This is a genomic window from Bacteroides sp. K03 (assembly GCF_019734355.1).
GTDB classification, from domain to species: Bacteria; Bacteroidota; Bacteroidia; order Bacteroidales; family Bacteroidaceae; genus Bacteroides; species Bacteroides nordii.
On record NZ_JAASHC010000023.1, the window covers coordinates 35,433 to 55,988 of the forward strand.

The 20,556-nt window shown below is 43.0% G+C and carries 8 protein-coding genes; all 8 read right to left on the reverse strand.

Features of this window, described 5'->3' with window-relative positions; all coding sequences use genetic code 11:
- Positions 1–3: 3 nt before the first annotated feature.
- Positions 4–2,583, reverse strand: coding sequence for a glycoside hydrolase family 3 N-terminal domain-containing protein (locus HCG69_RS14885; RefSeq protein ID WP_221650686.1), 2,580 nt, complete (start codon positions 2,581–2,583; stop codon positions 4–6).
- The gene (locus tag HCG69_RS14890; RefSeq protein WP_221650687.1) at positions 2,564–4,951 is read right to left on the reverse strand and encodes a polysaccharide lyase family 8 super-sandwich domain-containing protein; all 2,388 of its coding nucleotides are present in this window, start codon (positions 4,949–4,951) and stop codon (positions 2,564–2,566) included. The genes HCG69_RS14885 and HCG69_RS14890 overlap by 20 nt, the downstream gene beginning before the upstream one ends.
- A 10-nt stretch (positions 4,952–4,961) precedes the next feature.
- Positions 4,962–7,238 (reverse strand): glycoside hydrolase family 95-like protein, encoded by a 2,277-nt coding sequence (locus HCG69_RS14895; protein WP_221650688.1) that lies wholly within the window; start codon positions 7,236–7,238, stop codon positions 4,962–4,964.
- 116 nt (positions 7,239–7,354) lie between these two features.
- Complete coding sequence (locus tag HCG69_RS14900; protein ID WP_025866607.1) at positions 7,355–8,353, reverse strand: glycoside hydrolase family 16 protein; 999 nt, start codon at positions 8,351–8,353, stop codon at positions 7,355–7,357.
- A 111-nt stretch (positions 8,354–8,464) separates the two neighbouring features.
- Positions 8,465–13,708, reverse strand: coding sequence for a RagB/SusD family nutrient uptake outer membrane protein (locus tag HCG69_RS14905; protein WP_221650689.1), 5,244 nt, complete (start codon positions 13,706–13,708; stop codon positions 8,465–8,467).
- Positions 13,709–13,818: 110 nt separating this feature from the next.
- Positions 13,819–15,333 (reverse strand): RagB/SusD family nutrient uptake outer membrane protein, encoded by a 1,515-nt coding sequence (locus HCG69_RS14910; protein WP_221650690.1) that lies wholly within the window; start codon positions 15,331–15,333, stop codon positions 13,819–13,821.
- 21 nt (positions 15,334–15,354) lie between these two features.
- Complete coding sequence (locus HCG69_RS14915) at positions 15,355–18,393, reverse strand: TonB-dependent receptor (RefSeq protein WP_221650691.1); 3,039 nt, start codon at positions 18,391–18,393, stop codon at positions 15,355–15,357.
- An 18-nt stretch (positions 18,394–18,411) separates the two neighbouring features.
- Positions 18,412–20,178 (reverse strand): right-handed parallel beta-helix repeat-containing protein, encoded by a 1,767-nt coding sequence (locus HCG69_RS14920; RefSeq protein WP_221650692.1) that lies wholly within the window; start codon positions 20,176–20,178, stop codon positions 18,412–18,414.
- Positions 20,179–20,556: the final 378 nt, after the last annotated feature.

Genomic DNA, 20,556 nt, shown 5'->3' on the forward strand with positions numbered 1-20,556 from the left:
CCATTACCTGTCTTCACCGTACGCCAGTTTTACATTAATGTCCGTATGATGATTCACAGGTACAGTCTGTTTTAAGTACCCTTTCCCGGAGAATATCAGGATATCATCCGATGCAGCTTGTATTTCATACTCTCCCTTCTTATTTGTTTTCCCAATCTCCTTTTTCTGTCCGACAGACCAAATAGAAACGTTCGCTACCAAAGTAGCCTGTATATCTCTCACAATTCCCCGAACGGTCCTCATCTTTCCCGTCCCCACAGGTTTGCTTTGAGTTGCAGTTTCATCTCCTGAATCCTTCTTCACACTGTCACCTATCCTTATCGTTTGTTTCAACAGGATATTATCAGAAGAGTTACCCAACTGAATCTCAAACTCACCGGGTTCAACCAACCGCTGCCCGGCTTCATTTGTCAGGGCAAGTTCTGCAACCGGGAAACGTAACAAAACCGTCCTCTGTTCTCCCGGCTGCAGTTCCACCTTCGCAAATGCTTTCAGTTGTTTTATAGGGGTAACAACCGAGCTGACAAGATCACGCACATAAAGCTGAACGACCTCTTGTCCGGCCCTTTTGCCTGTGTTAAGTATTTCTGCTTTGACAAAAACCGAATCTTCCCTTACCGATACCTGCATATCCTTCATAGAAAAAGAAGTATAGCTCAATCCGTATCCGAAAGCCCATAAAGAAGCAGGAGAAGAGAATACATAATCCCGGCCCGGCTTCTGATAACTCCCCGGTTTTTTATAGAACCCTTTATCAGAAGGCAAATAATTATAATAAGCCGGAAGATGTCCTACACTCTGCGGGAACGAGAAAGTCAATTTCCCGGAAGGGTTTACCTTGCCGAAAAGAACGTCTGCAATAGAGTTACCCGCCTGCTCGCCTGCGTACCACTGTACAAGGATAGCCGACACATGTTCCTTCTCCCAGGCGATAGTGAAAGGTTTCCCACTTACCAATACCAGTACTACAGGTTTTCCGGTTGCATAAACAGCCTTTATCAACTCTCCCTGTGCTCCGGTAAGATTGAGATCATGCAAATCGAACCCTTCGCCGCAGTTGGTATTGCTATAATCTCTTGCCAAAGATGCACTCGAACTGCCACAGAACACCAAAGCGACCTCACTTTTCTGTGCTGCTGCCACAGCTTCGGGGATCAATGAAGTATCTTCGGACATCATACTGCATCCCGGAGCATAGTGAATGGCTACTTTACTTCCCAACAGCTTCTGTAATCCTGCCAATGGAGTAACTCCATCCTTATTATCCCGGCTCCAGGTATAATCACCAAACTGTACCTGCGCAGCATTCGGCCCTATCACAGCAATTGAATGCAGTTTGTCAGCATCCAGCGGCAACAGTCCATTCTCATTCTTCAATAATACAACAGACTCATCTGCTATTTTACGGGACAACGCAATACTCGCGGCAGAGTGCATCGCCGTCTTCTTTATCTTTTCACCAAAAGGGTCTTCAAAGAGTCCCTGTTTAAATTTAGCAGCCAGCACACGACGTACAGATTCATCCAGTATCTTTTCGTCAAACTCCCCTTGCTCAATAAGTTGCTTCAGGTACGGATAACATTCACTGGAAGCCTCTACATCGAGTCCGGCAGAAAGCGCTTGTACTGCACAATCGGCAGGGGTGGCAGCCGTATGATGAAAGTTCTGCAACATCTCGATCGCCCCCCAGTCAGAATAAACGTATCCTTTGAATCCCCATTGTTTCCGCAAAACGTCGGTCAACAAGTAGGCAGAAGCCGAATTAGGAACATGATTCCAGGAGTTATAGGTAGACATAACTGCCTGTACCGGCAACTGAGTAATAACCATCTCGAAAGGTTTCAGATAGATATCATGTAAATCCCTCAAGCCACTCTCCACAGAAGCGAGATTCAAACCGCCTAAAGGGTTACCATGTGCTCCGAAATGTTTCAGCATAGGAGAGATACCGTTATCCAAATACCCACGTGTCTCTGCCAGAGCCAATGTCCCGCAGAGGAAAGGATCTTCTCCGTAAGACTCTTCAACCCTTCCCCAACGCAAATCCCGTACCACATCGATACAAGGGGCAAGAACCTGACGCATCCCCTGGGCATGAAGATCAGAGGAAGTCAGAGCCGCCTTCTGATAGGCAAGCGCCGGATTGAATGTACTTCCCAATGCTATGTTCTGAGGAAAAATGGTAGAACCCTCATGAGCGGATCCGTGCAAGGACTCGGCCACGGTAAATACAGGTATTCCCAAGCGAGTATTCTTTATCATATACTCCTGAATCACCCGCATATTTTTCCGGCAGTTTTCACCGGTCAGCGGAAAACCTTCCACAAAGCCCCAACCTATATCACCTACAAAAGTGGCGAGCTTATTCTCATCGAGTTCCTGTCCGTTGAATATATTCCAGGAATGTATGTGGCGTATCTGGGCTATCTTTTCTTCAAGTGTCATGCGTTGCAGCAAATCCTCCACCCTGTCTTGTACAGGCAATGCGCTATTCTTATAAGGAAGTTGTTGTGCCACCCCTAATCCTTGCTGAGACAGCAACAGGAGCAATGAAAGTACTAATTTATTCAACCGTTTGTTCATGGTATGTCTTTTTATATATTTTGGTAACTGTTTTGCCACATTCTTTTCCCTGCGGCATGTCAATTGTGATTCTATCTTCTCCTATTCTCAGAGTAATACTCTGTAAATCAGCTCTCATCATAGCATCAGTCACTGATATCTTAGTGCCCTTCGCATCCTGTTCCATCAATACAACACAAGGTTCGGAAGCCGAGATTTCGGTATTACCAACCGTTACAGCTACATCGGCCTGATAAAAGACAAGCCCCGTAAGCATATGATCCACCGTCGAAACGGCTTGCGTTAGCGTATCATTTCTCCATACGGTAAAAGGCAATTCATAAGCAGGAGTCCCTTCACCACAATAAACAGTGTAGCCATATTTTCCATCTCTTACCTCCCGTCCCTGATCAATCCAAAGACGGAAGACAGCAGCACTATCCGGCAAATTCACTTTACCTTTATTGCTCAGGTTTCTTTTCAGCCATTCGTTAGGAAGGGTTTCGATTGAATAAAAGGCATCCGAAGAATAGGGTGGCAATACCGTATAGGCAAATCCTCCCTGCTGCATGATCCATCCCGGCTTTCCATCCCGGCACAAAGTACCCGCAGCCGAAGTCACCGGAGAGACGGACTTCCCATCAAACAAACACACTTCTCCCTGATGGGCTGTTTGTTCTATCGAAGTCCGGATCGTACCTTCCAGTTCAGGAGACAGGTTGGTTACACCGGCTCCTAAAGCAACCAGATAATCTCCCATTATAAACCAGGATTTATAGGCTTTCACTCCGAAGGCCGACGAATTACTCTCTTTCACCGGTTTCTCTTTTGCTTCGGCATCCATTTTTTCGAAGATAAAACCTGCCACCGCATTCTCTCCCCCGCTCGTAGCACCTCCGGCAAAGTTGTGTTTACTGCAAAATCCTCTCCAGTTAGTCACAGGGGCCAGTTTATCCATGCCTTCCCGTGCGGTAATACCTGGCATGGCAGTCAAATCCATAGCACCTATTATTCTACGGTATTCATCTCCCCGACGTTGAAAAAAGGTAAGTCCGTCATTGGTGAAAATATTAAACTCATCCGCAAAGTTACTCGCACTTTCCAGTCCGTCACAACGGAAAGAGGCCATATTAATAAGAATGTGGTACTCTTTATTCTTCTTAATCAGATCATCATTGTTGAAAAACCAGCGAGATCCGTGATACATACCGTCCGGATAATTATCCATACGGATATCTTCCCGTCCTGCCTCATCAATCAGCTGTTTCAATTCTTCCAACTCGGCCGAAGTAAAAGCGTCTGCATAGTCCTCCACCGTTCGTTTCAGCATTTCATAATAAGGTACGGGCTGATGCCTGCCCTCATAATATACCATCGAATACCGGTCGAGACACGGAGGAATGTATCCTTTGTAATGATAAAAGTTACTTCCCCGGTAGAAATGGAGTAGCGCTTCCGCATTCTCCCTGCTTAATGTCTGAGCCCAGGGAGTATGCTTCAACACTTTCAGAATATTCAAGGCACTGGATGCACCGTGAATAGGATATCCCCATACCAGACATTGCTTACCATGCCCCCATCCGGCGCCATCGGCTGTGAATCCTTCATTCCAGAAAGCCTCTTCATAATTGGTCTGAGACACATTGCTCAAACTCTTTTTCGCAACTTCCGCCACAACGTCCACCATCGGAATAGAGTCCATCAGCACAGCCGTCTCCAACAGAGGACGGTAAGCCAGTGCATTTCCTCCTACCCACCACACATGATGACGGAAACGAGGAATGCTGACCACATTCTTGTCCGTTTCATCATTGCGCAACGGTTGTGTCCACGACTGCATAGCAAGGTGTTTGAGCATCCGGTTCGCCTCTCTCTCCAAAGAAGAACCTTTTCCGTCCTTTTCTGCTTGCTCCATCGCCTCTATCAACAGATAATAAATACCGCAGGCCGCCTGAGGAATGGCAAAGCAGGAAGCATGGAACCGATCATTCGGCCGGCGGTTCTGTTCGATAGTACCATATCTGACAATCGCTTTCCAATACTTATCAGGAATCTCTTTCCCACCCTTCTGACGGTAATAAGCAGCAATTGATCTCAAACGGTTCATCGCCTCGGTAAGGTACAGTCCCATGTGTTGTTGTTCGTCAAAACTGATACTTTCGAGCAGCTTCCGTGTTCCTATCTCTCTTTCATAAGCAATCATGTCCGTAAACTGCCCGTCACGATTCAACAGGCTGATATATTTTTCACAATCAGCTTTATTACAGGTACCATTCACATTTGCCACATAATACTCCCTAAGCATCCGCATAGCTTCCTTCTTCGACGGTTGTGCAAAGACACCGTAAGAAAGCAAAATCAAAATCGCGAATAGATGTGTTCTCCTCATATATCAAATCTTATTTTCCCATCGGGAACTTATTCGTAAATGTAATTGTCTCTCCGGCCACCATCTTTCTCTCTGTTATTTTGTCCGTAAAAGGATTATACAGCTTCATCCATCCTCCTTTTTCAGATTCAACTGTGATAGAAGCAATCTTCCCTCCTTCATAAGAGGCCGATACGAGAAAAGCTCCCATCGCCCGGAGATGCCGGAAAGAGACATCCTCCCATTTGGTGGACAAAGCCGGAAATACTTTTATCACTCCGGTATGACTTTGCAGCAGCATCTCCTGAATAGCAGCTGCACAGGCAAAGTTACCTTCCAGTGTAAACGGACGATAGGTAAATTGCGAATAGCCCGCCTTCAACTGGTCACCATTCAGATGAAAACTGTTCGGAGAGCAAAAAGCTTTAATAAAGATGTGCAGGTTTCTCACTACATCGTCTCCTTCAAAAACACGGGCCTTCATGTTGGCCAGCCATGCATAGGTATATCCGGTCCACCAATCCGTGCCCAACATCTCTACATTCTTAATAGAACGCAATATCAAATCGATATTCCCATTTCCTTTACTCACGTCTATCAATCCAAAAGGATGAAAAGACAGCAAATGTGAAAAATGGCGATGCGACTCCGTTTGTGCCTTTCCGGGTGCAATCATCAACCCACTCTCATTCACAGCAGGTTTGGGCCATTCGCTTAGTTGTCTTACCCAGTAACCGGCTTCTTCATTCAAGCCCAAAGCCTCCGCCATCTCCCGGGCGATGGTATACGTCAGCCGTATATTAGCAAGGTCGTAGTTGGTTGTCTTCTGAAACCAGGCATCAATACGATTGTCATTTATCTCCGGAGAAGTAGATAAAGGCAGTTGCCGTTCTCCGTTTTCACCCCGGACTGAAATATTCTCAAAATACTGTGCCACCTCCTTTATCCATGGATAAGCGCGGTTCTTCAGGAAATCGGTATCCATGCTATACTTCCATTGCAGATAGAAATGGTGCGATAACCAACCAGCTGTAGAAGGAGAGTGTGAGTAAGGGCTCCATCCACCGATCGGTTCTCCTGTCAATGTGGCAATACAAGGTACATTCAGCCCCTCCACGCCATAAAATTGCCGGGTGAATGCTTCTGCATTTTCTTTTATCTTCCAAAGCCAGTCGGTAAATACGGACGACTCTTCAAGATGATTAGAAGTATATCCTGCCCAATAACTCAACTGGGTATTCAAATCGCTGTGAAAGTCTCCGCGCCAGGGAGGAGTCTGCCCGTTATCGGCAGTCCATACGGCTTGCAGGCAAATAGGAGGTGCACCCTTTCGTGAAGCAGCGGCAAACTTGTACATTTCCAGATACCATTGTTTCTCCAGCAATGTATCGGGCAGGCTGATAGAAGATTTCATCCAATATTCCCGCCACCAATGCTTATGCATTGCCAAACTACTATTGAAGTCGCTACTCATCGTCTGTCTCATACATTCCAATGCTCCCTCCCTCTCCGAATACCAGGTTCCCTTGGAGGTTACACAATACTCCCCTTCCAGCGAATGCCCGGAGGGAGACTTCCATTTTAATGCTATTTCATAAGAAACATCTCCCCACCCTTGCTGCTGATAGAGCAAAGTTCCGGGATTTATTCGTTCTACTTTTCCTCGTTTATATCCCAATGCAGTCAGCTTGTTTACACCGGGCTGATAGTCCAGTTCTGTGTCGTTTTCTTCATATAAAGGAGTGATCAACTCCGGCGAAAGAGTATCCGGCAGATTTTCAAAGAAGAAGCGCCCCCCTTTCTCATTGGCGGAAACAAAAATGCGTGCTTTGGCTCCATTCTCCCATAAAACGGTACAGACAGCAGAAGTCAGGTCCAGACTAACATCCTTCACTTTCCCTAAAGAAGCAATGTTGAACTCAATAGCCCCTGCAGGTATCTTAGTGGGAGCCGCGTCATATTTAGTCCTGTCGTCTATCAAACGCTGGATAGGGGCAATATCTTTTTTCTTTAGTACCTGATCACAAATAAACTGATAAGAGTGATCGGGTGATTTGAACTCTTCTACCGGACGTAAATCCCACAGATCGGCCCGGTCTATAGCGATTCTCAGTTTCCCTTCCTTCTGCCAGATAAGAGCACCGGTTAAACCATTTCCTAACGGAAGGGCTTCATCCCAAACCTCCGGAAGTTTTTCAAAACGAAGGTTATGATAAGGACGGGGAAGATCGGACACCTCCTCTCCCGACCGGCAGGAAAACAAGATTCCTACCACAACTATAAGTAACAAATGTTTTACACGCACCATAATCAAACAAAATTTAGATAGAAACAGGGATATATCCATTTCACAACATATATCCCCGGTTATCCTGTTAACAATACAATCAACTATCGCATAAAGCCTAATATATATGCAATTTATCAGGATACACTTACCTTTACAACCTGATTACCATACTTTAAAATATAACAGCCTGTATCCTTCACAGCAATACGTGCCGAATCAACTATATCTATTCTTTCTACCAATCGACCCGAATAATCATAAACAGAGACCTCACCGGTTGTATTCTCAACACAGATTTCTTTGCCCTCCACTGATACCTTCATCGGGTCTGCAAAGGTATGTTGGGAGAAACCGGTAGGAACTTTCTCATAAGCCTTTATCCAGTCTACTTCCATATATCCCGGTAACTCTTCATCATTGATCACTCCGGGCCAGGTTCCTTCACCTCCTAAAGCATAATTCAAAATAAGATAGTAGGGAACATCAAACACCCATTGCTTACAAGCCTCACTTTCGGGTAACTGAGTATTTCTCAGATAAGTACCCGTACTTACTCCGTTAATAAAGAAAGATAGTTCGTCCGCTGTCCAAACCAAAGTATATGTATTAAAATCATCGAGAACATACTTTCCGCCCAGACCCGATCCGCGATACTCCTCACTTCCCGGATGAACACTGTGCCATGCCATATATTCATGACTCACCTGCTCCATAAGATCTATTTCTCCCCCATATCCTGTTGAATATTGCGGACTGACAGGCAATAACCAAATAGCAGGCCATCCACCCTGTACAGATTTGAATTTTGCACGAACCTCCAATTTACCATATTTAAAAGCGACCTTTCCTTTTGTCCAGATGCCTCCTGTCCGGTATCGTTTCGCCTTCTCTGCTTTCAGTACGAGTTTACCATCCTGCAGGTAAGCCTGATCATAACTTTTTGAAAGATAAATAGACCAGGGTGCACCATCCGGAACAGCAAACGACCAATATTTAGGATCGGGTTTCCCGGTATCCTGATCGAAATCATCATAAAAGACCAGTTTATAGTCCGTAGTTTCCGAAGTTTTCATCTGTGCATAAAGTAGTCCGCCCAAAGATAAAGAAAGTACTAATAGAATCAGTTTTTTCATCGAATATCCGTTTTATAGGGTGAAGAGCCGGGGATATATTCGGCTCTTCACACCTTTCATTTATACTATTATTTACCACCGTAAAAATACGGTCCGGTACTGACATTCATATCATTTCACAATCACCTTGGCTACTTCGCCACCGCATCTGATGATGTAACAACCCGTCTCCTGTATTACGAACGTCACCGAACCATCGGCTTCTTTCGCATCAACAAGCTTACCTGCCACGTCATAAACAGCCACCGTTCCGTTTACATTCTTAACCTGTATATGATCCTCACAAACAGTGACCTTCATGGCTTCTGCCAAGTTCATATCAGAAATACCGGTAGCATTCGGATCCCGCAATGTAAAGTAAACCGGTTCTCCTTGTTCCAGATGCAGGCTTACTTGCGTGTTACCATCAGCCAAAGTGGTAACTGAAACGCCATCAACAGCTTTCTGGAGTTTCCATTCGCCCTTTACAACAATCGTAGCATTGGTTTCCTGTTCAATCCACTTAAACAGATCGTGTGTTTTCGGGCGAAGGTTCGGATTAGCGGCTGCAAATGAGATACTTTTGGCTCCCGTATCGGCCTTCTCCATCAATAACAATTCCGAGTCGGAAGACTTCACATTGGCAAAGCCGAGTCCGTCTACTGCTCCAAAGAACGTGTAAGCTGTAATACCCTGCGATTTGTAAGTCAATGCATGCAATTTGTCATTCTGTGCCTCCACTTTAAAAATATCTCCTCCGTTACCAGCAAGTTTTGCAGATAATTGTTGCATCTTTTCGGGTGTGGTCCCCGGAACAGCCACAAACAGGTATTCTTTATTTTCCGGTTTTACCCCGTGGTCAATATAAGCCTTAGCAGCCATTACCGTATTCATATCGCCTGTAACATCACTGCCGTCTTCACGTGGAGCTGTTTGATTAGCGTGTTTGATAACAATCGGGTCATTGCCTTTCGGAATAAAATATCCCGTTGTTTGCGGAGTTACCAACCATACATCCTGCTCTGAGTTGTTAGTCATATTCTCTGCTCCCGGAGCCATCACCTGCCCGTTTACGACCAGGTCACCGCTAATACCTTCATGATCAATTCCCTGGAACAAATTCGTAGCCGTAATCATATCATCTCCATAACTACCTTTGGCACTGATACCACTACCCATACTGATGAGCATACCATCGAACGCATAAACCGATTTCTTAAATTGCAGGTTAGTCGGCGTAAACTGTTGACCTCCCCAATCATCACTTTGCAGGAAATCCGTTCCAAAGATACCGTACTGTCCCCAAGCCAATGCTCCGGAAAAATCCTTTTTCGAATATTGGCAGTAAGTACCTTCCGTACCTTTTCGTGGCATCATCTCTTTCCATGAAGTATAATGTACGGTAGTAGCTCCCGGTACCACATTCCAATCCCAGCCTCCGGACATTTTACTGCCTGTCGCATTGGGTGCTGTTTCAACAGGATATCCGCATACAGCCGGCCCACCATCATACATGACTTCCAAAGTACCATGGCTCTGGTAACGTCCGAACCGGTTACTGGTCGTATAAATTTCCGTACCCCAGAACTGAGTGGTGGCACTACGCATGGTAGCTACCCAGTTATTCTGCCGATAAATACCAGCCGGACTATAATTAAACTGATAGTAACCATCCACTTTCGCCGGCTCTATATCATACTTATCCGTCATAAAGAAATAGTTATAGAATGCAGCTAATTCCATATCATATTTGGTACCTAAAATATCACCGCCACCTTCTATCAGGCGGTCCACATACCAGGCTTCTGACGGAACAATTCCACCGCCATCTGTATACGGATGTCTTCCGCAAAGACTGTTAGCTGCATAGTAGTCAGTTCTGTTTGCTCCTTTTACTGCCATCAGATACATGGATACGATCGCTTTACGAATACGTTCGTAAGAGTCTTTATTTATCTGGAAACAAGTTCCTTTCAGCGTGTAAATATAGTTGCACCATGCTTTATAAGCATACATATATGCATTATAATGTGTATCGTGGTGGAAACCTGTTCCGTCCACTTTCAATACTTCCCGCCCAGCCGGAGTATAAATGGTATGCAACTCCATGAAGCGAACCATATCTTTCAGGTTCTGGATAGCCTCTTTCTGATCAGTAGGAGCAACAGCCAGTGCAAACAGATGCTTAAAGTAATTACACAGATAATCCGCATTCATCCAGGAAATCAGGTAATCATCATCGGCATATACCATATTCGCTTCGAGCATCCAGGTCATAGCCTTTATCATCTCTTTCCGCTGTTCCTCCGTATATTCGGACATTGCTGCTATAAAACCTGCAGGAATACCATCCACACTATCATAATGACTATATGTCAGACGTTCGAAATCATAGAAGATACCTTGATCTAAAATATAATCAACATAATCTTTCAATAAGTCTTTTGCTTCCTGATCTCCCTTCTTTGCATGGGCTGCCAGTGCTTGCACCCTTTGAGAAATATCAATCATAATATCGATTGTCAGTTCTTCGCTTCCTCCTAATGCAGGGCCATTAATCGAACCGTCTTCATTGCGGACCAGACCGAGAGACGACATATAAGATCGCAAAGTTTTCATCGTTACTGTTGTAGTAGGCACCGTAGCCAATGCAGTTTTCAACTTTTCAAAATCAGTAACTTCCTGTGCTGTAGGTTCATTAATTACTTTATTCTGACCGGCAGCATACGCTTTCAGCAATTGAACATGGTCTTTATACAAATACTCCAGATCCGGCATCATCAAATCCTGATACAGTACTTTCCAATTGGAAGACTTAGGTGCATCAAAATTCACTTTATCCAGGTATATCTTTGTATTACCTACATTCTTTCCGGTATAAGTGAACCGTATATCGGTAATAGTAGCTGCATTCTTATTCGCATAATCCGAGTAGAAACGGTTGAACTCACGCCATCCTTTAAAATTCATTGAGATATGACCGGTTTTCACCGCTTTACCGGTTTCGTCCAGATAGTCAATCGTAATCTGATCGTCACACGGTTGTGAGTTATGTATCTCAAAAAATGCGGACTGGCTGCCAATGGTAAACTCTCCGACAGAAACGGTCAGCGTTCCTCCGTCTTGCGTATCCCAGCATAAAGCCTGATTCCCTTCACTACGGTGTTCTTTACTCAATGATAGTGTACTGTTCGCTGCACTCCACTGTTCCAGTTCCGATACGTTCTCAAAAGTAAATGCTTTCGGCTTGTTTGTTTCCAGTGCGGATAACTTATCGAAACGTACATCATCGATGTATGACTCTGCATTGTTCTGGTTATAAAACAATATACAGAAGTTAGTAAGGTCTATATCTGTAGATTCTTCCACGGGTTTCGACTCCCAGAAGTCCGGCTCCACTTTCGATAAATCAAAGTCAATTGTGTATTTAACCCAGTTATCGGTCAGTTTTAAAACAACCGATGCCTTTTTATTATCAGCCACATTATCTTGTTTCACAACAAAGAAACGACCTCCGGAAGCATCCGAGTTATCCTCTTTCGTAAGGAAAGTATATACTCTGAGCTGAGCTTCATTCATTGATTTGGCATAGAATGTCAAACGATAAATATCACGATCTGCTTTTCCTTTCATACGTTGTGCCAGGAAATCTTTATACCAGGTACCGGGCGCTCCGGTCATTTTTGCAACCTTTCCGTGCTCCGGGTCATCTACAACAGCAAACTGTACTACATTCGGCTGAGGATTATTCGTAACCCATTCATTGAAGAGATAAGGCTGTGTTTTAAAGCCCCGGGTCAAATCTGCATTGTCGAAACCATTGTCTCTAATCTGTATAGCATACTTATCATTTTCTGACGCTGGCAACGGCATCAGATAAATATCACGGTTATCGGCTGTTATGCCCCTCGCCTCATAAGAGGCCTTCACACGTGGATTATACAGATTTGCCTCGTATACTTTTTCCGTTCTCACCAATTGGAACCATCTTTTGAATTCAGCAAAAAATTCCCATCCCCGTTCATCAAATACAGCCTTGTCAAAATCGGCTTCGTTCAATCCGGCAGCAAGCTCGGTTCCTCCGGCCCGGTTACGTATCTGATTTATACATTGGTATGCTAAAGCATCCGGCCCCTTATCCGCTTTATTCTGAGCCTCAGCATAAATCAACAGTACATCTGCATAACGATAAATAGGAGTAATACCACTTGTTTGTGCACTCAGTGGTTCTATTCCTCCATAATCACGGTATTTATTAATAGCAGGAGAACGCATTTCCGATACCTTAAAGTCTTTCGCTCGTTTCCCCTCACCGAATTTTGTTACAAAATTAAAAGCCTTACGAGTATCTTCCGGATAACGTTCATAGAAACAGGAATCGGCCAGATAATCACTCCAGGCACCTGCATTCTCTTCCATTGCCATGTAAGAGATACCATAATTACTGGATCCGACAATGGTATGATTCAATGCCAGAATATGTTCCGTATCGTCTCCGCAAGTAGCCTCTTTCCACAAATCTTCATAACGGGGCAATAGAGAGTATTTTCCACTCTCAATCACCTCTTTAGCCGTTTCTTTTGCTAATGTATATTTATCTGTCTGTTTAAGAGGCCATCCTGCCATAGTCAGATATACCTCCGCCAGACAAGTCTTTGCTGCCCACTTAGTGGGGGTAGAATTGGCTCCGGCACTTCCTAAACGTCCCTGTTCCGGTAATTTCTCTGCCGCAGCCTGTAAATTTGGAATAATCACCTGATTATAAATGTCGCTTATCGCATTACGACCGATGATTGTGCTACCCAGAATATCTTCTTTCTGCTCCGAATCTTTATAAGCCGGCACCTCTCCAAACCAACGAACCAGTTGGTAATAGGCAAACGCTTTGAAAAAATGGGCCTCTCCGGCATATTGCACTTTGTCACTTTCGGTAAGAGCGGTTGAATTTTGAACTGTTTCCATCAAAAGATCACACTCTCTTATCAACGTATACATGTCCTGCCATATGATTTTCACATCACCGTCAAATGCCGCATCTACTTTCAGCTCGTCCATAGCATAATGACGCTTAGCTACCGATCCTCCGACAATATCATCCGCTCCTAATCCTAAAATCTGCGGGCGACAATTAAATCCCCAATTACCGCCCCATAGTGTAGTGTATAACTTATTGGCTGCCGTTTCCAATTCTGCTTTAGTCATGTAAGACGAAACAGATGCTTTTAGTTCTTGTAAAGACTGGTGCTGCAAGTGTTCGGAAACAGCCTGAGCATGTGATACCTCGTTTGACTCAAACAAGTTTGCAGGGGCAAACCATGCTGCATAACCAATGCCGGCAGCCCCACATAATGTCAATGCTAATAAAATGTTTTTCATTGGATTTCTTTTTTTAAGTTAAGTTTCGCGAACTCTTATCTTCCGGTAACCGTAACAATCCGGTTATCGGCTACTGAAGACAGAGTTCACTAAACTACGTTTTTTCTATATTAATAGACTCTCGGATTAGCCTCAAAACCACAATCAACTTGTTCCTGTTCGGGAAGTGGCATCAAATAGGTACGACGCTCTTCTTTGGTTATTCCATTCTTCATCATAGATGCTTTCACACGCGGATTATATTGATTCATTTCCCATACTTTTTCCGTTCTCACCAGTTGAAACCATCTCTTAAACTCAGCGAAAAATTCCCAACCGTATTCATCAAACACGGCTTTATCAAACTCCTCTTCGTTCATGTTTTCCGCTTTGTCATACACTCCGCCTCCTGCCGCACGTTTACGAATATCATTCAGACATTGGTATGCCAATGTATTGGGACCATGCTCTGCACGATTCTGGGCTTCAGCATAAATCAGTAATACTTCAGCATAACGATAAATTGGGGTAATACCCGAAGATTGCGCACTCATTTCTGCTCCATTCGCGGTAGTTGTGCCCCCGTAATCACGGTATTTATTGATGGCAGGAGAACGCATCTGTGTTTTACGAAAATCTTTCGCTCTTTTCCCTTCACCCATTTTAGTGATAAAGTTGAACGCCTTTCGTTCATCGGCCGGATAACGTTCATAAAAACAGGAGTCTGCCAGATAATCACTCCATGCAGCCGTACTTTCCTCCATTGCCATATATGAAATGCCATAGTTACTGGCTTGATTTACCTTGTCATGAGGTAACGCGAACATATGTTCCGTCGCATCAAGCTTAGTAGCTTCTTTCCATAATTCTTCGTAATGCGGAAGCAATGAATAACCTCCTTCATCAATAATTTCTTTTGCCTTATCACGGGCAAGTGCAAAATTTTCTGTCTTTTTTAATGGCCATTCTGCCATGGTCAGGTATACATCGGCCAGACATGCCTTAGCTGCCCATTTGGAAGGAGTTTCATTTGAACCGTTATTCTTCCGTCCTCTTTCGGGCAGATACTCTTCGGCTATCTTCAAAGAAGGAACAATAATCAGATTGTAAATATCTTCTGTCTTGTTACGGGTAATGTCCGTACTCCCCAATATATCTTTATAACAAGTGGAATCAGTAAATCCGGGAACATCCCCAAAATAACGCACAAGATGAAAATAAGCAAATGCACGCATAAAATAAGCCTCACCCAAATAGGGTTTCTTGGCTTCATCAGCCATAGTTGGAGAAGCTTCCAGTCCCTCTATAAACTGATTGCTTGCTTGTATCACAGCATATAAATACTCCCAAACCAAATCAACATCATCACCATGTACATAAAACTCATCAATCAGATAATGACGTTTACTAACCGAACCTCCGATAATATCATCGGCTCCTAATCCTAAAATTTGGGGACGGCAATTGAATCCCCAGTTATTAAACCACAATTTTCGATATAAACCATCAGTCAGGCTCGTTACATTGTCCTGATTATATTCAATATTCTCCGGAGTTGGAAAGCTCAATGGCTCTTGAAATAAATCAGCACACCCGGAAAGCCCAATACAACCTGTAAAAGCTAACGCTACAATATATTTTTTCATAAATCAATCTGCTTTTTATTATTAAAACCCAAAATTCAACCCAATCAGATAATTACGTCCGTTAGGATAATATCCGTAGTCGATCCCCGAGGTCAGTGGACTTTTCAATGTAACCTCCGGATCGATACCGGAATAACCGGTAAACAGGAATGGATTCTGGATAGAAGCATATATCCTCAATGTACTGATTCTCATGCGTTTCAATACCGTTTCCGGTAAATTATATCCCAATGTGATACTCTTTACTTTCACAAAATCACCTTTTTCCACGTATTGAGATACAGATTTCTTTGAATTACGTTTTGATATAAAACCGGCAATATCCGAATTCTCATTCTCCGGTGTCCAACGATTCAGCCATTCCGGATTAGGACCTAACTCCAACGGACTATCCCCTACTCCCAAACGAGCCGCACGCGTATAATTATAAATATCAAAACCGTGTACCCCAATGACAAACAGGCTTAAGTCAAAATTCTTATAGGTAAACGTATTATTCCATCCCCACTGAAAAGAGGGTTGCCCATTACCGATAATAGTCTGGTCTTCCACCGTTATCTGCTTATCTTCGCTACCATCCAGATTCTTGTACCGATAAGATCCCGCTTCTGTTCCCTGTGGAGCATCAGCCAGTTCACTTGTTTTCCAAACACCGTCACTTACATATCCCCACATCGTTCCAAGTTTTTCGCCCTTTATATTACGGAAATAGTCGTTCTGATATCCACCGCTAATAATAGCATATTCCAAATCTCCGTCCAGGCTTTCAATAACTCCTTTATTGTGTGATAAAGTGATATTCGTATTCCACCTGAAATCTCTGGTAGCTACAGGATCGGCTCCGATAGTAACCTCAAAACCTTTATTACGTATTTCGGCTGCATTCTTCAAACGGGTCTTGAAACCAGTATATAACGGTGCAGTCACATCCAGCAAAGCATCTTTGGTCAGTTTATCATACACATCTACCGTAAATGTCAGGCGATTATTGAATACTCCGAAGTCAATACCCGCATTCCACTGTTTTGTACGTTCCCACCGCAGACCTTTCGTTCCGATCCGCTTGGTTGTAAGAGTCAAATTATCATTTGCATCACGGGTTGCCTCCAACTCTGTCCAGGCAGAATATGCGGCTACAGCCTGGTTTCCTGTTTCACCATAGCCGGCACGGAGTTTTAATTGACTCAGGAAATCAACATCACGCAAAAATGATTCTTCCTTCATATTCCATGCCAAAGCCATGGAAGGGAATTGTTCCCATCTCTTCTCTGACGAAAGATTGGAAGAACCGTCATAACGCCAGGAGGCAGTCAGCATATACCGGTTCATAAGAACATAATTTACTCTTGCCATATAAGAAAGCATGAAAGACCGGGTATGTCCGGAAGAACCATATACTTTTTTAGCCAAAGAGGTATTATTGGCGCCTATTTCTTCGGAAATCAACTCACGACCTTCACTCTTATTGTTCATATTATTACTATACTGTTGCTCAATAACGGCTGTAGCATTAATACGATGGTTTTTATTAAACTCTTTCACATAGGATAGAATATTCTGGTTCGTCCAGGAATAATTTTGGGTACTGGTAAAAGCAGCAGAGTTATATCCGCTGTTCCACCCACTCAGGCTCCCTTTCGTATTGGTATTCAATGCACTGGTATTCCCAAACCAGAAATTCTGAGTAGTCCGTAGCGTTAGTCCTTTCAAGATCGTAACATCTACATACCCCTGTATTGTAGAACTATAATAATAACCGTCTTTATCTACCTCATTGATATGAGCCATCGGGTTGAATTTACGACCTCCCTGTATATCTTTGTGATGATAAGCTCCATCTTCATCTTTCGGTAAAACAGTATTCGGGAAATTCAACGCATCTACCAAGGTATTCTGCCATCCGCTAAAGTTCACCCCGGAATCTTTAGAGTAACTGCCATTAAAATTCACACCTGCTTTTAACCATGGAAGAAGTTCTGTATCCACCTTCAAGCGGGCATTGATCAACTTACGTTGCGATTCTTCAATCGTACCTTCGTTATAATTATAACGCCCGGAAAATACAAATTGAGTTTTTTCATTTCCTCCGGTCACCGACAATTCATGTGTATGCTCCAACGCCACATCCCGGAAAATAGCGTCCAGATAGTCATATCCACCTCCATTATAGAAACCTTTAACAGCATCTGCATCATAGAAAACCTGAGGATCCAGACCTGAATTCCGGTTAATTTCTCTTCCGTAATCATTAGCCAAATCGGCCATTTGTCCGGGAGACAAAATATCAGGAAGAGTATACGGCTTTTTAAAATTGACATATCCGTTATAATTCACATTTACTTTTCCGGATTTTCCTTTTTTAGTAGTAATCAAGATAACTCCATTCGCCCCGCGCGAACCATAAACAGCCGTAGCAGAAGCATCTTTCAGGACCTCGACGGACTCTATATCTCCCGGATTCAACATACTCAATGTACCTCCGATAAAACCATCGACTACTACCAGCGGCCCACCATCTGCCTTGATGGAGTTGGCTCCGCGTACACGGATCGTAGCTCCCTGGGTAGGGTCACCCGAAGCGGAAACAATACTAACCCCCGCCATGCGTCCCTGAAGTGCATTCTCAATATTATTAGTCGGCGTATTTTTCAGAATATCGTCTGCTTTAACAGAAGCAACTGCCCCCGTTAAATCCGACTTACGCTGTACACCATAACCTACTACCACTACTTCATCCAGAGCTTGCGTATCGTCCTGCAACGTTATTGTCAGACTTTTCTTTCCTGCTACTTTGACCTCTAATGTCTGATAACCGACAAAGGAAATTTTCAAAGTTGCATCCCTCCGTACGTTGTCCAACTTAAAGTTTCCATCCACATCCGTAATGGTACCCATTGTCGTACCTACCACCAGAACAGATGCTCCAATCACGCCCTCCCCGGCTTTATCAATAACCTTACCAGTTATAGTCCCTACCTGTGCCCATACTATTTGTGTCATCAGGCAGCAAACTACAAACAGGCTCCACAACCTTTTTGTCGCCAAATTACTTTTTTTCATACTATTTTATTTCTAAAGTTATTTCACCAGAACTTTAAATGTCTTCGAACCGTTTACATTGCTGACTTTCACCAGATAGAAACCATTTCCGGACATGTTTATAGTGTTATCACCAGCGGCAACCGGCACACTAAGAACCATTTCACCTACAATAGAGTAAACCTCTACAACCGAATTTTCATCAGAGGTTACTACCAACTGATTCCCATAAGCCACCACTGAGGAACCGTTATCTGCTTTGTTCGGATAAATGCCGGTCAGTGCCGAACCCTGGTAAGCTCCCATATTTATTTTACCATTTACAATACGATCATTTCCTGCAATATCTTTCTTCATGAATTTTTCAACCCAGGTATCTTCCAGTTCACAATTATAGTCAAATTCAGTAGTACCGGAGTTTATAGCTAATGAAGCCTCCTTCAAAGAATAATCAGCCTTTGCAGATTCCTCTTTCTGAGTTGCATCCACAGCAACCCCTTTGAAAGAAGCAGGATTTACAAATGGAGTAACATCTACAACATTATTACTATTCGTTGCTTCTCCAAAATCAATCTCTGTATCAAAAGCACTGTATTCTATCCAACACAGTTCGTTATTAGCTGCAACCTCCACAGTTTTTTCTCTACTTGCTTCATTGTTTACTACAATATTATTATACCAGAAAGGACTACCGGCACCATCAATATACAAAGTACCTTTATTATTGGCAATGGTATTATTCAACTGAGTACCTCCCTGAATATCCATCAGTAAGCGGTTACTTGTATTATTCACTATCAGATTATTAGCAAGAACCATATTGGAGACCGTTGTAATAATAGCACTTCTCCATTCGTCTCCACTTTCTGTTGTATTTTGATTATTACGAACAATGTTGTTAGTAAAACTTGCCTGTACATTTGACTTTCCGGAAAGCACAGTACCAGAAACAGTTGTGGCATTTCCTTCAAACAGACAGTCGGTTATCGCCATCGTACCTTCTGACCAGTCATAAGCAATTCCAATACATTTATCTGTATTATCTTTAAAAAGACACTTGGTAATCAGCACTTCATCTGATTGATTCTGTGGTCCACCATTATAATTATAAAGTCCAAAAGATTGCATTTTGTTAGCCTCAAAGACACAGTTCTCCATACGATTTGGCAAACTGCCTACTGCATAACCACAAAAATAAATCACTGAATTAGTCTTCGTCAAATCACCCAAATTGCTGTTATTGGCAAAATAACAATCACGCACTATGAAATTCTCTTCACCATAAACAAGGGTAGCATTAGCTGCGCAATTAATCACTTTGTTATTCTGGAAAGTAACAGAATTTCTAAAATATAAAAAACGCCAGTCCTTAGTTACCTTATAATTATTAAAAGTAATTCCATCCACATACAGCATATCCCAAAGAGAACTTTTATCCTCCCGCTCCATCAAACGGTTTTCATTCTCACCGGTAAAAATCGTTTCATTTGTAAAGTTCCAGGGTTCAGCTTGAGGATTGGGTCGTTGGCGTGCATCGACAGAAGTTTCTCCTTTGGCAAATCCACCATAAAAACTTACTCCATTTTTCATCATAATAGATGTATTAAAGACGTAGGTGCCTGCAGCAATATAAATATCATCACCTTTATCGGCTTTGCTTATTGCCACATTCAAATCTTTCACTGCCGTCTCCCAGGAAGTCCCGGCATTGTTGTCATTACCATCAGTAGTTACGTAGATTACTTTCGCACTCATGCCTGAGCAGAGAACCAAAGCACACATTGCAGAGAATAATGTCTTTTTCATACTATAAATTTTAAAATTGATAAGTTTTACATCGGTTTTTGATGCAACAAAAGTGGAATAAATATGAAAGAGAGGGATGCATATTGCGTACTTAAAGGAGGCACATCAAGTACAATTCACCAATATACAACATGCAGGAATTATTCTGTACGCAATGTGCACCTGATTGTACGCATAGTGCACATCAATCTAATAAATTTCGTATTAAACCTGCCCCTGCTATTGTATTAACACAATTAACATTATTCTTTAACAACCGCCTCCTGTCTTGTAAGAGTGTACACTTTTGCACTACAAAAATGTACATCTTTGCATAGCAAAAATGTACAATTAACACATGAATAAGTGTACACTTTTGCAAAACATTAAACAAGAGGC

Excerpts from the sequence above, each read along its gene's own strand:
- HCG69_RS14915 (WP_221650691.1), bottom strand. The coding sequence starts at position 18,393 with ATGAAAAAAAGTAATTTGGCGACAAAAAGGTTGTGGAGCCTGTTTGTA.
- HCG69_RS14895 (WP_221650688.1), bottom strand. The coding sequence starts at position 7,238 with ATGGTGCGTGTAAAACATTTGTTACTTATAGTTGTGGTAGGAATCTTG.
- HCG69_RS14900 (WP_025866607.1), bottom strand. The coding sequence starts at position 8,353 with ATGAAAAAACTGATTCTATTAGTACTTTCTTTATCTTTGGGCGGACTA.
- HCG69_RS14905 (WP_221650689.1), bottom strand. The coding sequence starts at position 13,708 with ATGAAAAACATTTTATTAGCATTGACATTATGTGGGGCTGCCGGCATT.
- HCG69_RS14920 (WP_221650692.1), bottom strand. The coding sequence starts at position 20,178 with ATGAAAAAGACATTATTCTCTGCAATGTGTGCTTTGGTTCTCTGCTCA.
- HCG69_RS14910 (WP_221650690.1), bottom strand. The coding sequence starts at position 15,333 with ATGAAAAAATATATTGTAGCGTTAGCTTTTACAGGTTGTATTGGGCTT.
- HCG69_RS14890 (WP_221650687.1), bottom strand. The coding sequence starts at position 4,951 with ATGAGGAGAACACATCTATTCGCGATTTTGATTTTGCTTTCTTACGGT.
- HCG69_RS14885 (WP_221650686.1), bottom strand. The coding sequence starts at position 2,583 with ATGAACAAACGGTTGAATAAATTAGTACTTTCATTGCTCCTGTTGCTG.